General features: G+C 41.0%; 12 protein-coding genes and 3 pseudogenes. 7 read left to right on the top strand and 8 right to left on the bottom strand.

From position 1 onward, the window contains the following. The first annotated feature begins 25 nt into the window (after positions 1-25). The 3 genes from QUB80_RS26545 (at position 26) to QUB80_RS26535 (ending at position 3,953) form a co-directional block, all read left to right on the top strand. Complete coding sequence (locus QUB80_RS26545; RefSeq protein WP_289792477.1) at positions 26-2,620, top strand: TonB-dependent siderophore receptor; 2,595 nt, start codon at positions 26-28, stop codon at positions 2,618-2,620. A 72-nt stretch (positions 2,621-2,692) separates the two neighbouring features. Further along, a complete protein-coding gene (locus QUB80_RS26540; RefSeq protein ID WP_289792476.1) occupies positions 2,693-2,869 on the top strand; it encodes a DUF559 domain-containing protein in 177 nt (58 codons plus the stop codon). Positions 2,870-2,921: 52 nt separating this feature from the next. Continuing rightward, positions 2,922-3,953, top strand: a complete 1,032-nt coding sequence (locus QUB80_RS26535) for an iron-siderophore ABC transporter substrate-binding protein (RefSeq protein WP_289792475.1) — start codon at positions 2,922-2,924, stop codon at positions 3,951-3,953. Positions 3,954-4,103: 150 nt separating this feature from the next. On the opposite strand, the pseudogene QUB80_RS26530 reads toward QUB80_RS26535, so the two are convergent. The 5 genes and pseudogenes from QUB80_RS26530 to QUB80_RS26510 form a co-directional block, all read right to left on the bottom strand. Next, positions 4,104-4,247: pseudogene (locus QUB80_RS26530) on the bottom strand (transposase); the annotation flags it as partial. Positions 4,248-4,263: 16 nt separating this feature from the next. After that, on the bottom strand, positions 4,264-5,307 hold the full coding sequence (locus QUB80_RS26525; protein WP_289792474.1) for an ABC transporter ATP-binding protein: 1,044 nt from the start codon (positions 5,305-5,307) through the stop codon (positions 4,264-4,266). Positions 5,308-5,384: 77 nt separating this feature from the next. Continuing rightward, positions 5,385-6,968, bottom strand: a complete 1,584-nt coding sequence (locus tag QUB80_RS26520) for an ABC transporter permease (protein WP_289792473.1) — start codon at positions 6,966-6,968, stop codon at positions 5,385-5,387. 20 nt (positions 6,969-6,988) lie between these two features. Continuing rightward, a pseudogene (locus QUB80_RS26515) lies at positions 6,989-7,201 on the bottom strand (iron ABC transporter substrate-binding protein); the annotation flags it as partial. Positions 7,202-7,365: 164 nt separating this feature from the next. Further along, the gene (locus tag QUB80_RS26510; protein WP_289792472.1) at positions 7,366-8,442 is read right to left on the bottom strand and encodes an iron ABC transporter substrate-binding protein; all 1,077 of its coding nucleotides are present in this window, start codon (positions 8,440-8,442) and stop codon (positions 7,366-7,368) included. 779 nt (positions 8,443-9,221) lie between these two features. Here QUB80_RS26510 and QUB80_RS26505 point away from each other — a divergent pair. Continuing rightward, complete coding sequence (locus QUB80_RS26505) at positions 9,222-10,259, top strand: hemolysin family protein (protein WP_289792471.1); 1,038 nt, start codon at positions 9,222-9,224, stop codon at positions 10,257-10,259. A 104-nt stretch (positions 10,260-10,363) separates the two neighbouring features. Here the strand turns inward: QUB80_RS26505 and QUB80_RS26500 are convergent. The 3 genes and pseudogenes from QUB80_RS26500 to QUB80_RS26490 all read right to left on the bottom strand — a co-directional run bounded on the left by QUB80_RS26500 (position 10,364) and on the right by QUB80_RS26490 (position 13,083). Next, a pseudogene (locus QUB80_RS26500) lies at positions 10,364-10,702 on the bottom strand (DUF952 domain-containing protein). Between the two features lie 62 nt (positions 10,703-10,764). Next, complete coding sequence (locus QUB80_RS26495; protein ID WP_289792470.1) at positions 10,765-11,196, bottom strand: KGK domain-containing protein; 432 nt, start codon at positions 11,194-11,196, stop codon at positions 10,765-10,767. A gap of 372 nt (positions 11,197-11,568) precedes the next feature. Continuing rightward, positions 11,569-13,083, bottom strand: a complete 1,515-nt coding sequence (locus QUB80_RS26490; RefSeq protein WP_289792469.1) for a thioredoxin-like domain-containing protein — start codon at positions 13,081-13,083, stop codon at positions 11,569-11,571. Positions 13,084-13,187: 104 nt separating this feature from the next. Here QUB80_RS26490 and QUB80_RS26485 point away from each other — a divergent pair, with 104 nt between their 5' ends. The 3 genes from QUB80_RS26485 (at position 13,188) to ligA (ending at position 17,664) form a co-directional block, all read left to right on the top strand. Continuing rightward, positions 13,188-14,105: a glutaminase gene (locus QUB80_RS26485; RefSeq protein WP_289792468.1), complete on the top strand. Its 918-nt coding sequence runs from the start codon at positions 13,188-13,190 to the stop codon at positions 14,103-14,105. A 351-nt stretch (positions 14,106-14,456) separates the two neighbouring features. Then, the gene (locus tag QUB80_RS26480; protein ID WP_289792467.1) at positions 14,457-15,518 is read left to right on the top strand and encodes a vWA domain-containing protein; all 1,062 of its coding nucleotides are present in this window, start codon (positions 14,457-14,459) and stop codon (positions 15,516-15,518) included. A gap of 106 nt (positions 15,519-15,624) precedes the next feature. Then, positions 15,625-17,664, top strand: a complete 2,040-nt coding sequence (gene ligA, locus QUB80_RS26475) for an NAD-dependent DNA ligase LigA (RefSeq protein WP_289792572.1) — start codon at positions 15,625-15,627, stop codon at positions 17,662-17,664. Positions 17,665-17,794: the final 130 nt, after the last annotated feature.

The raw sequence follows: 17,794 nt of genomic DNA, 5'->3' as shown, positions 1-17,794 counted from the left end.
TAGTTTAAAAATGGTCTTTAGAAAAATGAAATTGGATAAATTGTTTCAAAGCCTGCTGCTGACAAGTGCGATCGCCCTTTTGCTCGGCACTCCTGCAAAAGGTGAGAAAGTAGGAGAGGATGTTCGAGAAACCAACAAAAATATTCCCCAACTGAGCGAAATCGAACTTCCTGCAACAAGTGCAATTATGTTGGTACAAACACCAACTAACTCCCCAGCACAGGGGGATATTATCCAAGTTACGGGAGTGCAAGCTAAACCGACGGATAAAGGTGTGGAAATTATTTTACAAACAACTGGTGGAGAACAACTGCAAATCACAAATCACAGTGCCGATAATAACTTTATTGCTGACATTCCCAATGCTCAACTGCGTTTACCCAGTGGTGAGGTATTCACATTCCGTTCGGAAAAACCAATTACGGGAATTACTGAGATAACGGTCACAAATTTAGATGCTAAAACTGTTCGGGTGACGGTAACGGGTGAGGCAGGATTGCCGACCGTTGAGTTATTTGACAGTGATGAGGGTTTAATTTTTGGCTTCATACCTGCGGCAACAGCGACGCAGCCTCAGCCAGAGCAGCCGACGACTGAAACACCGCCGGAGACACCATCGGCAGAGGCGGATGAGCCAATTGAGTTAGTGGTGACGGGAGAGCAAGATGGGTATCGCGTACCGAATACTTCAACTGTAACGCGGACAGATACCCCCCTGCGCGATATTCCCCAATCGATTCAAATCATTCCTCAAGAAGTGCTACGCGATCAACGCGCCAACATTACTAGTGCGCTCCTTAATGCCCCAAGCGTCCGCAACTCAGCTCCTACTAACTTTGACGCATTGCGGTTGCGGGTTCGGGGATTTGTTAGCACTCCTACGCTGAATGGGTTCAAAGAGTCTAATGTCAGAGTTTCTAACGTTGGATCTGAGCTTACAGGAATTGAAAGAATCGAAATCCTCCAAGGCCCAAACTCGATTCTATTTGGTGCATCCTCACCAGGCGGGACTGTTAATTTTGTCACTAAGCAGCCACTTCGCGATCCCTTCTACTTCATTGAAGCAACCGTTGGAAGTTTTAACTTTTATCGTGGTGAAGTGGATCTATCTGGGCCATTAAATGAGTCTAAGAAGATACTGTATCGGCTGAATGCATCCTACAGAGATCAGGAGTTTTTCACCGACTTTAGCAGAACCACAAACCTGGTGATTGCTCCGGTTGTGAGTTTTGAGCTTGGCGAGAATACAAATCTGACCATTGAAGGAACATATAAGACCATAGACCAAGATAGGTATAACTTGGGCTTGCCAGCAGTTGGGACGATATTTCCTAACCCAAATGGCGACATACCCCGTACCCGGATGACCAACGAAGGCAAGGTTGGTGTCACGGCTGCAAGGATTGAATATCGATTAGAGCATAAATTTAGTGAGAATTGGTCGTTAAGCAATGCGTTTCGATATGGGAATCTTGTCTATGATGGTGATGGAATTAACCTTGGCACTCGACTTTTGCCCGATAATCGTACCCTGCTGAGAGCATTTGAGGATTTTGATAGCCAGTATAGTGACTATAGACTTATGACCAATATTGTTGGCAGGTTTTCGACTGGTTCGATCAAGCATCAATTATTATTTGGTATCGATCTAGGAAGGTTGGAGAACAGTGATAATTTTACGAGTAGAACGGGTGCGCCAATCGACTTATTCAATCCAATCTACGGTCAACCACCTGGAGCGATTACATCTAGAGGCGATACAAATACCTTGACCGATGAACTTGGTATATTGGTGCAAGATCAGGTGACGATCGCAGATAATTTGAAGTTGCTCCTAAGCGGTCGATTTGATACCTTTACGCAAACCAACAGGGACTTTCTCTCCGATACAAAAACAAGTCAATCAGGGAACGCCTTTAGTCCCCGTGTGGGAATTGTGTATCAGCCGATACCGCCCATTTCTCTCTATGCCAACTACAGCCGATCGTTCGAGCCAGCGATTGGCAGAGCCTTTGATGGCAGCGAATTTGAGCCTACCAGGGGTACCCAATATGAAGTTGGGGTGAAAGCAGATTTGAATGACAGCCTTTCAACTACACTGGCTTTCTACGATATTACCCAATCGAATGTTCTAACCGATGATCCAGATAATATAGGCTTCTCTATTCAAACTGGAGAACAGCGCAGCCAAGGAATTGAACTTAGCGTTGCAGGTGAAATTTTACCGGGGTGGAATATCTTTGCCAGCTACGCTTACAACGATGCCCGCGTCACCAAAGATAATAGCATTCCAGTCGGCAATCGCGTACTACAGACGACTCCTCATGCTGCTAGCTTATGGACAACCTATGAAATTCAACAAGGAGACTTGCAAGGTTTGGGGTTTGGTTTGGGACTTTTCTATGTGGGCGATCGCACCGGAGATACTGGAAATACATTTGAAGTACCCAGCTATTTAACAACAGATGCTGCTATTTTCTACAAGCGAAACGGGTTCCGTGCTGCTCTCAATATCAAAAACCTCTTCGACGTGGACTACTTTGAAAATGCCTTTAATCGATTGCGGGTCTCTTATGGTGCACCATTCACAGTACAAGGAACTATTTCCTTTGAGTTTTGATTTTCCCCAACCTTACAACCCTTGTCAATGACGACAATAACCTAAACTGGTACGTTTGTGGTTGACTTCTAAGTGCCTGAACTCAAATTAGACATTGAAACTGATGGTGATAGTCACTTTAAATCCGTAGAAACCAAATATGACCAACAGTGGCAACTGTTTGTTGAAGGGAAGGGAATTTGTGTAGCAAGGTTTACGAATGAACAGGTGGATCAACAAGTGGATGAAGTATTACAGGCGATCGCGTAGCGTCTCCTTTGGAGAGTCGCTCAGAAGATTCGTCAGTTGCTGCCTTGAACCAATGCTAGCTTCCCTGCTTTGCAAACGGGAATGGAGGGGCGTAAGTCAACGGCTATTCCTATCACTACTCACAGTCGCGATCGTCTCAGCCTGTAGCAGCACAGTTGTTGATCGTAGCGAAATGCTAACTGCTAAACTAACCTCAACTCCCTGTCGAGTTGTACAGCATATCAGGGGAGAGACTTGCATCCCTCTGAATCCACAACGAATTATAGCTTTGTCTCAAACTGACCTTGGTCATCTACTTGCTTTAAATAGCAAACCTGTTGGAGCGTTTCTACAATATGAAAGTGTAGATAATATGCTTTACCTTGGGGAAAAACGAGATGGAGTTGAGCTGATGTACGGCTCACAACTCAATTTAGAACAAGTTGTATTACTCCATCCCGACCTAATTATTGTTATTTCTTATGGGACATTTAACGGCATCTACAACCAGTTGTCACAAATTGCGCCTACAGTAGTTTTGCCCTGGATGGAAACCAAAGGCGATTGGAAGCAACACCTCAAAGATGTTGCCAGGGTGCTTGAAAAAACAGAATTAGCCACTCAACTTCTAAATGACTACGATCACCATGTTCAGAATTTGAAGCAAGTATTGAGCGTAAGTTCTGCGGCAGATCATAAAGGAGCAGCCTCTACAAAAGAGAGTCGCCAACAACCCATTCGAGCATCACTTTTGTATATTTCCGGTGGTCAACTCCGTTACACACGCAAAACTTTTGGGAATAGAATTTTGGACGAACTGGGATTACTAAAACCGATATCTGGAATATTGGATATCCCAAATTCTATGATTTCTGAAGAAACTCTACCAGAAATTGATAGCGATATTCTTTTTATTGCAACTTATAGTGACAATGACCGCTCTGTTCTAAAACAACTTCAACGGAAACCCTTATGGTTCAAGCTCAAAGCAGTGCAGCAAAATCAAGTGTATTTTGTGAATTCCAAAGTCTGGTATGGATTTAATATCCTTGCGGCTCATGCGGTGCTGGATGACATCGAGAAGTACTTAGTTAACACTCCCTGAACCTATGTAGCTGTTTTTAGCCTTGAAAAATCCACCTATTCTTGGGAATTTTGGACGCGGATTAAAACGTCACCCTACGGGTACTCTAACGAGAACCCGCTTCGCGTGTACGCAGTCGCTACAACGGGGGGAACCCCCAAGGGCGCGCTGCTCACTTTCTCGGCTAATCCACTGGAATTCGGAGTTGAGAATTTCACTGACTACAAGGTTAGGAATTTGGGTTACCCATCTTACCCAGTTATCGGGTGCGAGACTGATTAACCTTTTGGTGCTGACATCTGCGGGTTTTGTCATCGGCATAACTTTGCCATTATTTACTTGGAAAAATTCGCACCGCATCATCTGCAATCGATAATTGTACCCGTGTTCCTTCGGGTATGGCTGTATCAATCATTGTTCGAGCGTGTAGTTCTTTCCCTGAAGGAGTTTGCAAACAATAGCGATACTCACGTCCTAAAAATCGCCGCGCGCGGATTACTACGGGAGCATCCGTAGCTGGCTTTAAGATAAAGTCTTCTTGGCGAATCATCATTTCGCCAATTTCATGGCTATGACTAGCTTTAACGGCGAAACAACCAATTTCTGTTTCCCATAAATTACCTTGACGGCGGGCAGGCAAAAAATTAGCTTGAGTGACAAATTCAGCAACAAATCGGGAGGCGGGATGTGTATAAATTTCTTCTGGCGTACCAATTTGTTCTAAATGCCCCTGCCGCATCACACCCACAATATCAGACACAGCCAGTGCTTCTTCTTGATCGTGGGTAACAAAAATAGCCGAAGTCCCCGCAGCTTTGAGAATATCTCGTATTTCTTCTCGCAGCTGTAACCTAACTTGGATATCAAGATTGCTCAAGGGTTCATCCAAGAGCATGAGTTTTGGTTGGGGTGCTAAAGCGCGGGCGAGGGCAACGCGTTGTTGCTGCCCGCCAGAAAGTTCGTAAGGGTAGCGTTTTTCAAAGCCTTCGAGTCTGACAAGGGCAAGGGCTTGTGCTACACGTTTTTGTATTTGTTGTTTACCATAGCCTTTCAACCCAAAGGCAACATTTTCTGTAACTGTCAAATGGGGAAACAAGGCATAATCTTGAAAAACAATGCCAATGTCACGTTTTTCCGGCGGTATCCAAGTAGTGCGATCGCCAACTATCTGCCCGTCTATTTCTACCATTCCCGTTTGTGGACGTTCAAAACCACCAATGATTCGCAGTAGTGTAGTTTTACCACAACCAGATGGGCCGAGTAATCCCAACACATCTCCTGTTTGTAATGCCAAAGATACGTTCTTAACAGCAGGAGCTGTATTTTCAGAAAATTGCTTAGTTACGTCCTGTAAACGTAGAATTACTTTTTGCATAACTAAAATAATGTCAAAACAAGCAAATACACTCTGAGCAAAGATGAGAAAATTTCTTATTTCTATAATTTTAAAATTTAAGTTTTATTATTGAGTTTTTCTTGCGATAATACTAATAAAGTAGAACCGACGGAAACTAACAGCATAGCGAGTGATGCAGCAGCAGCATCGGCAAAATCAACATTTTCTGTTGCTTGCCAGATTTGCACTGCTAAAGTATTAAAGCCAATTGGTGCCAATAGCATAGTTGCGGGTAGCTCTTTAATTGCCGTTATAAACACCAGTACTGCTCCACTTAAAACTCCTGGGCGGACTAAAGGTAGAGTAACTTCTGTTAGTGTTTGCCAAGCCGATCTGCCTAAGCTGCGCGCCGATTCTTCAATTTGGGGATTGACTTGTAAGAGCGAGCTGCGAACAGTACCAACTGACTGCGGTAAAAATAATACTAAATACGCAAATATCAACATAGGTAAAGTTTGGTACAGCAGTGGTAGATAATTGGCACCAAAAAAAACCAACGATAAGGCAACTACGATTCCCGGTACGCCAAACCCAATATAAGAACAGCGTTCAATGATCGCAGTGATGAGACTGGGAAAGCGGACTGAGAGAATGGCGATTGGTAAGGCGAATATAATAGTAGCTGCGGCTGCGAGTCCTGCTGCTAAAACTGAATTGAGAACTGCTGGTAGCAAATTGGGAAAACTATAGCCACTATTTAATCCCCGAATCAGCCAAAATAAAGTAATACCGACTGGTAACGCTACACCCAAACCACAAATCAAAACACAAAAAGCAAAAGCAGGCCATTTCCAAATTCCCAATTTAACAATTTTTGGTGAACGCCCAGAAGCAGAGCCACGACTGTAGTAAGCAGCGCGCGATCGCACTCGATACTCTAACCATAAAATCAACAGCACTAGCGCTACTAACATCAAAGACAAAGCGGCTGCTGAGTTACGGTTAAAACTGGCTTTGTACTGCACAAAAATTGCCCGCGTAAAGGCATCAAACCGCATTAGAGAAGGTGTGCCAAAATCTCGCAAGGCATACAATGCTACCAATAATCCGCCGGCGATCGCCGATGGATTCAACTGCGGCAAAATCACCCGAAAAAAAGTTTCTCTGCCGTTGTAACCCATACCGCGAGCGGCTTCTTCCAAGGAGGGATCTAAACCTTGTAAACCAGAACGCACACTCAACAGCATATAGGGATAGGTAAATAATGTAATTGCTAATATTACTCCTGGCCAACCATAGATAGAAGGCAACTCTTTAACGCCTAAAGGTTCGAGTAATATCTGCAAAAAACTGCCGCGTGGCGCTAAAGTCGCAATTAGTGTAAAACTTCCCACATAGCTAGGTACTGCTAAGGGCAACGTAGTTAACAATAACCACAAGCGCCGTCCTGGTAAATCTGTCCGCACAGTTAAAAATGCTAGTGGTACGGCAATCAGGGCAGAGAAAAATGTTACAATTGCCGCCATCACTGCACTGTTGACAAAAATCATCAGATTGCGTGGGCGAGAAAGCAATTGCCACAATTCTTCCCCACCAATACCTGCGGTGCGAATGACTAAGTAAACTAATGGCAAGGCAATGGCAACTGCCACTATTGCTGCCGCTAGTGTGAGAAATAATGGAGGGCGAACCGCTTTCAACTCCTACAATACTCCTGCCTGCCTGCATCTTGGGCAAAAGATAGATCGGCACGACTATTTTTGCCTTCTTCTAAAAGTGCGATCGCCAATTCTGCTGTATCGTCGTAACGCACTTGAATATCCAAATTTAAGTCCTTTTTAGCTTTTTCAATCAAAGGCTTTGCCTGTACTTCTACAGCCAGCCCTACTCCCCAGCAGAGTATCCATGCCAACACACCTGTTGCCAATTTCACCAATGGCATTTTTTTCAACTCACACCCTCACTTTCTGAAAAGGTATTTATTGCAATTATTTTTTATTTTCAACCTTTACCATTAACTTACTATTTCAAGCAATAAACCTTCTCAAAAAGTTTAGGTATCTCCATCTTTACATTCAACTGCTAGTTAATAACCAGTTAAATGACTTGTACTTGCTGCAACAGTTTAAGTGTGGCATCTAGATCGCTGAGGTTACTCAAATCAATTGCTTTAGCTTGCTTGGGAAGTTGATCTAGCGATTTTAAGTTTCCTTTGGGAACAACTCCTGAAGCGAGTGGGTATTCAAAAGTTTTATTTGCAAAGTAGTCTTGCCCATTTTTACTGAGCAAAAATTCGACAAATCTTTGAGCAATATTAGGATGTTTGGCTGTGTTTAAAATTGCCACTCCTGCCACATTTACCAAGGAACCTACATCATTCGTAAAATGATGCTGTACAGGAACTTGAGCATTTTTTTGTTTGAATTGCTCTAAATAGTAATGATTAACAAAACCGACACCAACTTCACCACGACTTAGAGCTTCTACGATCGCAAGATTGTTGGGATAAACTTTAGCATTATTGGCTTTTATTCCTTCCAACCATTTCCTAGCTCGTTCCTCTCCTTCAGAAATCCGCAAGGCAGTCACAAAAGATTGAAAAGAGCCATTTGTAGGCGCCCAGCCAATTCTATTTTTCCATTTCGGTTCAGTAAAGCCAAAGATGGATGTTGGCAATTCTGCTGGCTTCACTAAATTCGTGTTGTAATCTACAACACGTACTCTGCCACTTACACCTACCCATCTACCTTGTGGTGAACGGTAAGATTGAGCGACTTGATTCAGAATTGAGGATGGTAACTCTATAGCTTTACCAGCTTTTTGGATAGCTCCTAATGCACCAGCGTCTTGAGCAAAAAATACATCTGCCGGGCTATTTGCTCCTTCTTCCAAAATTGCTGCTGCCAATTCGGCTGTATCACCATAACGAACTTGCAACTTAGTATTAGTTTGCTGTTCAAACTGTTTAACTAATTCGCCAATTAGTTTTTCGTTGCGCCCTGAGTAAATTACTAACTCTTTTTCTAATGCACCACCCGTGTTTCCTGCTGGGGTAGCTTGTGGGGATGTTGCCTCGTCACCAGCCGTAGGAGTCTGATTCCCATCACAAGCGATCGCTAATCCACCACTAACAGTGGCTAATCCAGTTAAATAGACAAACTGTCGCCGCTTCATCAACCATAACCTCCAGTTCAAACTTAGCTTTGAAAAAGCTACTAAATCAAGTAATCGAATATAATTCTTATCAAACGCGAGGCTTTTATTGCCAAAAACTTATTGTATCAGGAGAGGGCTTTCTTTATCACTCAGTTATAATAATCATTTAATTACTGTAAAAACTTTACTTTTAGCTTGATATTATTGAGAATGATATCAATTATCTTTGAAGAATCCTAAAGCAAATTTTCGTCAAACTAAAAAATTGTCTCAAAGTAACCGCTTTATTTTCTTGTCCCTTGTCTTTCCTCTTTCCCAGGCTTCAGCCAGAGAAAGCTATTGATTGAGGCTCCAGCCTCTAATTTTCATCACCATACAGAGCATATGGTAATGAGAAATTTAGAGTTAAGAGTTCCCTTTTTTTTGTACGAGCAGTTAACAACCACTAGAAAATAAATAACTCACAGCGCCAGTCCTCTCAAGAGGACTAAATACTTACTCACGAAGGTTTTCAGTCTATTAAAATGGACTTAAGCTATTAACCTCAAACTCCAATCCTAAGCGTAATAATGGCGAGGTACAAGATTTGAGTTACACTTCTACTCCACATAAAGCTTATAGCGCTCAATTCGTAAATACAGGATTCGGATTTAATTTTTGAAAAAACTTAGTATACTCTTATTCTTCCTTTTTTGTTCCCTATCCCCTAGCCCTTGTTTTTACGAGTGATTCAGTAATCAAATTGGATTGCTGATGTCTATTTCCTCAATTTTCTCTTCCCATTTCTGGGAAAAAATATGCTACAGCTAATTTTTGTGATATTTTCTGTTCTTTTCGGTTCAGCGCTTTGTTCTAGTTCAGAAACGGCGCTGTTTTCTGTTTCTATACTCAGAGTCAGACAATTAGCTCAATCAAATCACCAGAGCGCGATCGCGCTCTTGGCAATTCGTGAAAATATGAATCGTCCGATCGCTACTATTGTCATCCTGAATAATACTTTCAATATCATTGGCAGTATTCTTACAGGTAATATTGCCACTAGAGTATTGGGAAATGCTTGGCTAGGTGTGTTTTCTGGAGTTTTGACTTTCCTAATTATCGTCTTTGGTGAAATTATCCCCAAGACAGTTGGTGAACGCTACGCAGAACGAATCGCTTTATTTGTCGCATTACCTGTAACTGCGCTATCGATTGCTTTTACACCTCTTGTTTGGATTCTAGAAACTGTAACTGCACCTTTTACAAAAGGTAAAAAGCCACCAACAACAAATGAGGCTGAAATCAAACTTTTAGCAAATATCGGTCAACAGGAAGGGATAATTGAAAGCAATGAAGCAGAAATGATCCAAAGGATATTTCGATTAAACGATTTAACAGCATCTGATTTGATGACACCTCGAATTATACTGACATATCTATATGGGGATTTGACTTTAGCAGAGGCAAAACAAGATATTATCAACTCACAGCATACGCGAATTATTGTGATTGATAACTCGATTGATCAAGTTATTGGATTTGCTTTAAAACAAGAATTACTAGCAGCAATTGTTGAAGGTAAAAATGACCAAAAAATTGTTACTATAACTCGGAAAGTCCGCTTCGTTCCAGAATTAATTAGAGCCGATCTACTGTTGAAAGATTTTATTGAAGCCCATCAGCATTTAGCCGTAGTCGTAGATGAATACGGAAATGTTGCTGGTGTGATTACCTTAGAAGATGTGCTTGAGGTGATAACGGGTGAAATCGTTGATGAAACTGACAAGAGTATTGATTTAAGAGAAATTGCACGCAAGAAACGAGAAAGAATTTTGCAGTCTATGGGAATTTCGTGAGGATACCTAAGAAGGCAGAAGGAAATTAGGACAAGGAGCAAGAACGTGCTGATCGATTCTCCTTTTTCCCGTTCCTGTTTCCTGTTCCCTATTCCCTTTGATTTTTAGACTTCTTTTGGTAGTTGAAATAATCCATCTTCATTTGGTTCAAAATCTACAATTTTGAAGACAGCATCAGTATTCAGAGCACCATAAATATGAGGAAATAGTTCGTCTAATTCAGTATTTTCATAACGAATTTCTGCTTTCACTTTTTCAGGATTAATAAAAAGAAGTACTAATCCTGTTTGATTGGCAAAAATATAGTTAGCCACTCTAGTGATTTGCTGTGGTGTCGAACAATGAATAAAGCCTTCAGTCTTGAGACTATCATTATGGTAGATGCCAGCAAGTTTTGCTTGCTCCCACTGTTTGTGTTACGTAATGTGGAGGATGGTGTTCATGGAAATTTATAAGCTAGAGCAGGTACTACCTATCTGGTAATTCTAACTGCTAGTTTGCCCAACTAGTTTTCAGATAATATTTTATATATATCATCTAAAAGTGGATCAGGTTCTGTTATCTCTTCAGGATGAAACTCTAAATAAACTTGATTTAGATTAGAATCGATAACTGATATACATACCTCAATTTTTAGCTTTCCTTTTTGCCATCCTTGGCTACCAAGTCTTAAAACATAACCATTAATACTATAATTGTATTGAATTTCATTGAGATTAATTTGGTGTTCAGCTAAAGAAATTAAACTAAATAGCTCAACTATAGAAACACCAGGCTCAAGACTATTAGATTCATAAATACATCGTTGTAATCTCTGTTTAATGTGTTGCTCAACTAAATCTTTTAATCTACTAACTTTAAATGTATCTTTACCCAAAAGTACAACATCATCACAGTCTAGTGGTATAAATTTATCAGTCATAATAGTTTCAGGCACAAAAATTTATGATGACCAATATTCATCATAATTTAAACTAGTTTAATAGCATAATCTGCCATTTATTTAACATCAACTTAAGTTAAAGTATTTATAAAATAACCTCATAATCAAGCTAATTTTATAAATATTTTTATACAAATTATCTTAAAATAACTCAGTATGATTTCTGTACAAATAGCTGATGAGTGAAGGTTGTACTATTTCTATACAAGGGTGCGCCAAATTAAAAATGGCACAAATAAAAGTTAAATGATGGGAGTCGTTTCGAGATAGAGATTTTAGAAAGTCAGAATTAGACAATTTACTCAAATACCTTTGCTGCCTATTACACGAGAATGTATATCCTTTAAAATCATAGCGATCGCCTCTTTACGACAGTGGGATACATACATCTGGAGCACACAATCCTGTCAATTCCAATGTTGTCACCACCAGCGTATTTAAATCTACGCGTCGAATCACATGGTTATTTGTATCAGCAATGTATAGCAAAGAATTAATTACACTCAATCCTGAAGGTTCATAAAAGCGGCTATTCTTCCCCTGCCCATCTTCCAAACCAGCCACACCATCTCCCAATATAGTTTGACAGTTACCTGTATTGGAACTAACTAATTTAATTTTATGATTGTAGGTATCGGCAACCCACAGGTAATTCTGAGCATATTCTACTCCCAAGCAGTGCTGCAATCGAACTGCAAAACCTTGCCCATCTGTATCACCAAAGCCAAATAACGCCCCACTACCGCAAACGGTTCGCACTGTTTTTGGTTCTACAAGTTTCACACCTCGAATGGAGCTAACTTCACTATCAGCAATATATAGTTCTTTTCCATCAGTAGTGATGCCACTAGGTTGGGCAAAGGCAGATTCGTGAAGCAAACCATCTACACAAGCTTCTGCACCTGTTCCAGCATAGGTTTTCACAGTGCCGCTTTCTAAGTTCATTTCCCAAATTTGATGCGGCCCTGCCATAGCTATAAATAGGTTATTTTCCACCTTTTGTAAATCCCAAGGAGAATTTAGCGCTATTTCCAAAGCAACGCCACTGTGAGGATGAAGATTACGGCTTTGTTTGCCTGTTCCAGCAATAGTTTCTACTACCTGACGCTGCAAATTTACGCGACGCAAGGCATGATTTTCTGTATCTGCAACATATAAAATTTGATTTTCTGCATCAAATGTAATTCCCTGGGGTGCAAAAAATTGAGCTTCGTGAAAGGAACCATCAACTAACCCAGGTTTTCCAGTGCCAATCGTATGCAAAATTTCTCCGTCTAAGGTACTCAGAACCAAACGGTGATGCCCAGAATCGGCAATGAACAATCCTGCTATTGTTGCCAAAACTTTACCGGGAAAAGCTAGCGGTGTAATTAAGGGTTTTTGCTGTTTCTCTAAAGTGAGTTGAAGTTCTTGAAAATTGATAGTGCCTTTTTCTTGGTGTTGGTGAATTAACTTTTCTACCAATTCATCTAAAATATCAAGATTTCCTTCCCCGGATAGGGAGCCAACTACGTATCCTTCTGGATCAATTACGATCAAGGTAGGCCAAGCACGCACAGTATAATCTTGCCAGACTTTAAAACCATTGTCTATTAATACTGGGTGTTCAATGTCGTAGCGTAAGATAGCTTGGCGGATATTCTCGGTTTCCTTTTCGTGATCAAATTTGGCACTGTGTACACCAATAACTGTAAGGCTGTCTTTGTATTTTTGTTCTAAATCTTTCAGTTCTGGTAAGATGTGCAAACAGTTGATACAACAGTATGTCCAGAAGTCTAAAATAATGATTCTGCTCCGGAGTTGTTTCACAGAAAAGGGTTTTTCTGTGTTGAGCCAAGGGTAATTTTGCGGTAATTCTGGCGCTCTGACGCGGGGAGTCATAACAATTAAAATTTAAAAATTAAAAATTTTTAGGGTAGCGATCGCTTACTCTTGACGGTACATCTTTTACATTAGCTATAAATGCTTCAATCGCCATAGCAGCTTTGAGAAAACTAGAAACACTCACCACCACCGAGTTATCAACTTGGATACAACAAGCCAAATTGCAAGCATATCAAGGACAAGTGACTGAACGCATTCCTCAGTTGGCTGTAGCTAATTCTGATTGGTTTGCTGTTTCCATTTGCTGTGCATCGGGGGAAAGTTTCTCAGCAGGGGATAGGGCTTGCTTATTTCCACTGATGAGTGCAATTAAGCCGTTTTCGCTACTGTACTTGTTAGAGCATTTGGGAGCAAAGACGGTTTTGGATTGGGTTGGAGTTGCACCATCGCTTTTAAGATTTAATTCTCTTGAACAGCTACTTGCTGATGACAGACGCCCCCGCAATCCAATGATTAATAGTGGTGCAATTACTCTCGCTGATAAATTACCTGGAGATAATGCCCGCGATCGCACTCAGCGTTTATGCGATTGGCTAAATCAACTGGCAGGTTGTCAACTCAAGTTAGATGAGGTGATGCTTGCTTCTGTACGTTCAGCACCTTCTCAAATTAATCAAGCAATTACCGAAAATCTTGCCCAAGCTAGGTATGTGAAAAATCCAAAAATAGCTCTTGATACTTACGAGCAAATCTGCTGTTTATCTGGGAGAGTTGAGGATTTAGCGCTGCTAGGAAAGCTTTTGGCGTGTGAAAGTAAATTGATTGCACCACAGCACCGCCGCATCGTCAATGCACTCATGTTTACCTGCGGGATGTATGAAGCTTCTTTCCAATATGCTCTAGAGATTGGGCTACCGATGAAATCAGGTATCAGTGGAACACTTTTAGCTGTAGTACCTCATCAAGGAGGAGTCTCTTGCTACAGCCCTCCCTTGGATAATACAGGTAATTCTCCAGGAGCGATCGCTTTTGTTAAGGCTTTATCTAGCGGTTTGGGATTAAGTATTTTTGGGGGCTAGTACAAGAAAGTAGAAGATAATAAGGGTATTTTTTCGGGTTTCTAGTGAAATAATTAATACAAACTGAATTCAATAAATATGCTGGAACAGTATATTTTTTCACTGTGTAAAATTTATATTATTTTCACTTAAGCTGATTTTTTTACAATAATCAAGGATGCGCTGATTAAGCTATTGAATTGATACTTACTAAAGTAGGTATCATAAGCAGAATTTTTTGAATTATCTGTATGCATCTTTGATTGTAAATACTGTTTTTGCTTGCAACATCAAGAGATTTTGCAAGTTGATTTAGGGAATTTTTATCTTTGGTTTATAACCTCTAAACAATTCTAATTTGAATTAACCTTTATGAACACCAACATTGAAGTAGTTTTCAGCTTTGATACTACTGGCAGTATGTATCCTTGCCTAACTCAAGTAAGAAGAAAAATCAAAGAAACAGTGACACGACTGATAGGCGAAATTCCCCATATAAAAATTGGGATCATAGCTCACGGAGATTATTGCGATCAAGGCTCTACTTATGTAATTAAAAACTTTGACCTTTCTAGTGATGTAGATGCCATTTGCGATTTTGTCCAAAATGTAGAACCAACTGGTGGTGGTGATGCACCAGAATGTTACGAACTAGTATTACATGAAGCACAAGATTTAAATTGGTCAGATGCAGCCTCAAAATCACTGGTTTTAATTGGAGATGATATTCCTCATCCACCAGCGCATAATCCCAAAAAATTGAATTGGCGGGAGGAGATTGATAAGTTAGCCAAGCAAGGAATTATGGTTTATGGAGTACAAGCTCTTAACCGTTCCCACGCCACTCCTTTTTATAAAGAACTAGCTGAAAAATCAGGTGGTTTTCATATTAATCTTGACCAATTTTCTTACATTACTGACTTATTTTTAGCAGTTTGCTATCAACAATCTTCTGATGAACAACTACAAGCCTACGAACAAGAAGTAATTAATCAAGGGCGTATGAGTCGTGGATTAAATCAGATATTTAATTCCATGATGAAGCGAGAGGGGACATCTTATTACGAAGCAGCAGATTTACGAGCAGTTTCTCCAGGGCGTTTTCAAGTTTTAGAAGTTGACAAAGATATTTCAATTAAAGTTTTTGTTTTAGAAAATGGTTTAAATTTTAAAGTCGGGCGCGGTTTCTATGAATTCACGAAAACTGAAACTATCCAAGGTTATAAAGAAATAATTTTAATGGAGAGGACGACGGGTGATTTATTTGAAGGGGAAGCAGCGCGAGAAATGTTAGGGCTACCTGTTGGAGGAACAGTTCGGATCAAACCCAGCAACCTGGAAAAATATGCTGTTTTTGTCCAAAGCACCTCTGCTAATCGCAAATTGATGGGCAAAACACGTTTCCTCTATGAAGTAGAGGACTGGCATCGGTAAATTTGATTAAGCTATTAGCTGGAAGTCACTATGCATTAGGGTGCGTTAACGTGGTGTAACGCACCTGTTTGCTGATATTGATTGTTGATGGAGGAGATAGATTTTGGTGGAAGCAATCGCATTGGAAGTCAAACAGCGAATCCAGGAACTCAGACAACTATTGCAGAAGGCAAGCTACGCCTACTATGTCCTTGATTCTCCAATTATGGAGGACACTGTTTACGATCGCCTGTATCGAGAATTGCAAGATCTGGAAACCAAGTATCCAGAATTGGTGACACCGGATAGCCCTACTCAACGAGTGGGCGAAAAACCAGCAACACAGTTTACTTCGGTGCGCCACAATATCCCACTCTACAGTTTAGAAAATGCCTTTAGTGTTGATGAATTACGGACTTGGGATCAACGCTGGCGGCGACAAGTACCTGCTCAAACAGAGGCAGAATATGTCTGCGAACTGAAAATTGATGGCAATGCCCTGGCTTTAACTTACGAAAATGGCGTTTTAACCAGAGGTGCAACCAGGGGTGACGGGGTGATGGGTGAAGATATCACTCAGAATGTGCGGACAATTCGTTCCATTCCTTTACGGTTAAATTTAGAAGGGCTAAAAAATTTTGAACGGGTAGAAGTGCGGGGCGAAGCATTTTTACCTCTGGATGTGTTTAAACAAATTAACGAAGAAAGACAAAAAGCGGGAGAATCTGCCTTTGCCAATCCTCGCAATGCTGCTGCTGGCACACTCAGACAGTTAGACTCTCGGATTGTGGCACAAAGAAGACTAGATTTTTTTACCTATACGTTGCACATTCCCGGTATGGATGATGCAAGTATCGCCAATACCCAGTGGGAAGCTCTAGAGTTGTTACAAAAGATGGGTTTTAAGGTTAATCCTAACCAGCGTTTGTGTTCTTCTGTAGAAGAAGTTGCCCAATATTACCAATACTGGGATACAGAGCGGCTGAATTTACCCTACATGACTGATGGGGTTGTAGTGAAGATAAATTCCTTTAAGCTCCAAGAACAGTTGGGATTTACACAGAAGTTTCCCCGTTGGGCAGTGGCGCTAAAATATGCTGCGGAAGAAGCACCCACCCGCGTAGAAAATATTGCAGTGAATGTGGGAAGAACAGGAGCGCTTACCCCTCTAGCAGAAATGCGCCCCGTGCAACTGGCAGGAACAACCGTTTCCCGCGCTACTTTACACAATGCCGATCGCATTGCTCAGTTAGATATCCGCATTGGTGATACAGTTATTGTTCGTAAAGCTGGGGAAATTATCCCAGAAGTCGTGCGCGTACTTACAGAGTTGCGCCCCCCAGAGACAAAACCCTTTATCATGCCCAGCCATTGCCCCGTGTGCGGGCAACCTGTAGTGCGGGAGATGGGTGAAGCGGTAACTCGCTGTGTCAATGCTTCCTGTGCTGCTATTCTCAAGGGAGCAATTGAACATTGGGTGAGCCGTGATGCTTTGGATATTCGCGGTATTGGCGAAAAATTAGTGCATCAGCTTGTGGATAAAGGTTTAGTGCATTCCGTTGCCGATTTGTATGATTTGAGTGCCGAACAATTGTGTGACTTGGAACGAATGGGCAAAAAGTCGGCAGAAAAATTGGTGGATGTGATCGCTCAATCAAAAAGTCAAACTTGGGCAAGGGTATTGTATGGTTTAGGCATCCGTCATGTTGGTAGTGTTACTGCTCAAACATTGACAGAAAAGTTTAAAAGTGTCGAACAATTAAAGGCAGCACGAATTTCTGATATTGAAGGTATTTACGGTATTGGTGCCGAAATAGCCGAGTCTGTCTATCAGTGGTTCCACATTGATGCAAATCTAACTTTGATTGAACGCTTGCAAGTCGCTGGATTGCAATTTGCCAATAAAGAAGACGATGCAAAAGTGAAGAATGGTAATCAAAAATTAGCTGGTAAAATTTTTGTAATTACAGGTACTTTGCCAACTTTAAAAAGAGATGAAGCAAAAGCATTAATTCAAAAAGCTGGTGGGAAAGTTACTGATTCTGTCAGTAAAAAAACAGATTATTTAGTTGTAGGGGAAGATGCAGGCTCTAAGTTAGAGAAAGCTCAAACTTTGGGAGTTGAGCAGTTGAGTGAAGCTCAATTTTTGGAGATTTTGGAGGGATAATAAAAACACCAGATGCACAAAAGACTCTAGGAGAATAAATTCTGTGGTAAAACTTATTCAACCGTAGGAGTGCAAGTCTTGCGCTCTTACAAATATATTCATGGATATTAATCAACAAAAAGAACAATTT

This window comes from Chlorogloeopsis sp. ULAP01, from assembly GCF_030381805.1.
GTDB lineage: Bacteria > Cyanobacteriota > Cyanobacteriia > Cyanobacteriales > Nostocaceae > Chlorogloeopsis.
The sequence above is the reverse complement of the archived record's forward strand: the minus strand, read 5'-3'. Positions and strand labels throughout refer to the sequence as shown.

Excerpts from the sequence above, each read along its gene's own strand:
- QUB80_RS26525 (WP_289792474.1), bottom strand. The coding sequence starts at position 5,307 with ATGCAAAAAGTAATTCTACGTTTACAGGACGTAACTAAGCAATTTTCT.
- QUB80_RS26505 (WP_289792471.1), top strand. The coding sequence starts at position 9,222 with ATGCTACAGCTAATTTTTGTGATATTTTCTGTTCTTTTCGGTTCAGCG.
- QUB80_RS26545 (WP_289792477.1), top strand. The coding sequence starts at position 26 with ATGAAATTGGATAAATTGTTTCAAAGCCTGCTGCTGACAAGTGCGATC.
- QUB80_RS26535 (WP_289792475.1), top strand. The coding sequence starts at position 2,922 with ATGCTAGCTTCCCTGCTTTGCAAACGGGAATGGAGGGGCGTAAGTCAA.
- QUB80_RS26480 (WP_289792467.1), top strand. The coding sequence starts at position 14,457 with ATGAACACCAACATTGAAGTAGTTTTCAGCTTTGATACTACTGGCAGT.
- QUB80_RS26510 (WP_289792472.1), bottom strand. The coding sequence starts at position 8,442 with ATGAAGCGGCGACAGTTTGTCTATTTAACTGGATTAGCCACTGTTAGT.
- QUB80_RS26490 (WP_289792469.1), bottom strand. The coding sequence starts at position 13,083 with ATGACTCCCCGCGTCAGAGCGCCAGAATTACCGCAAAATTACCCTTGG.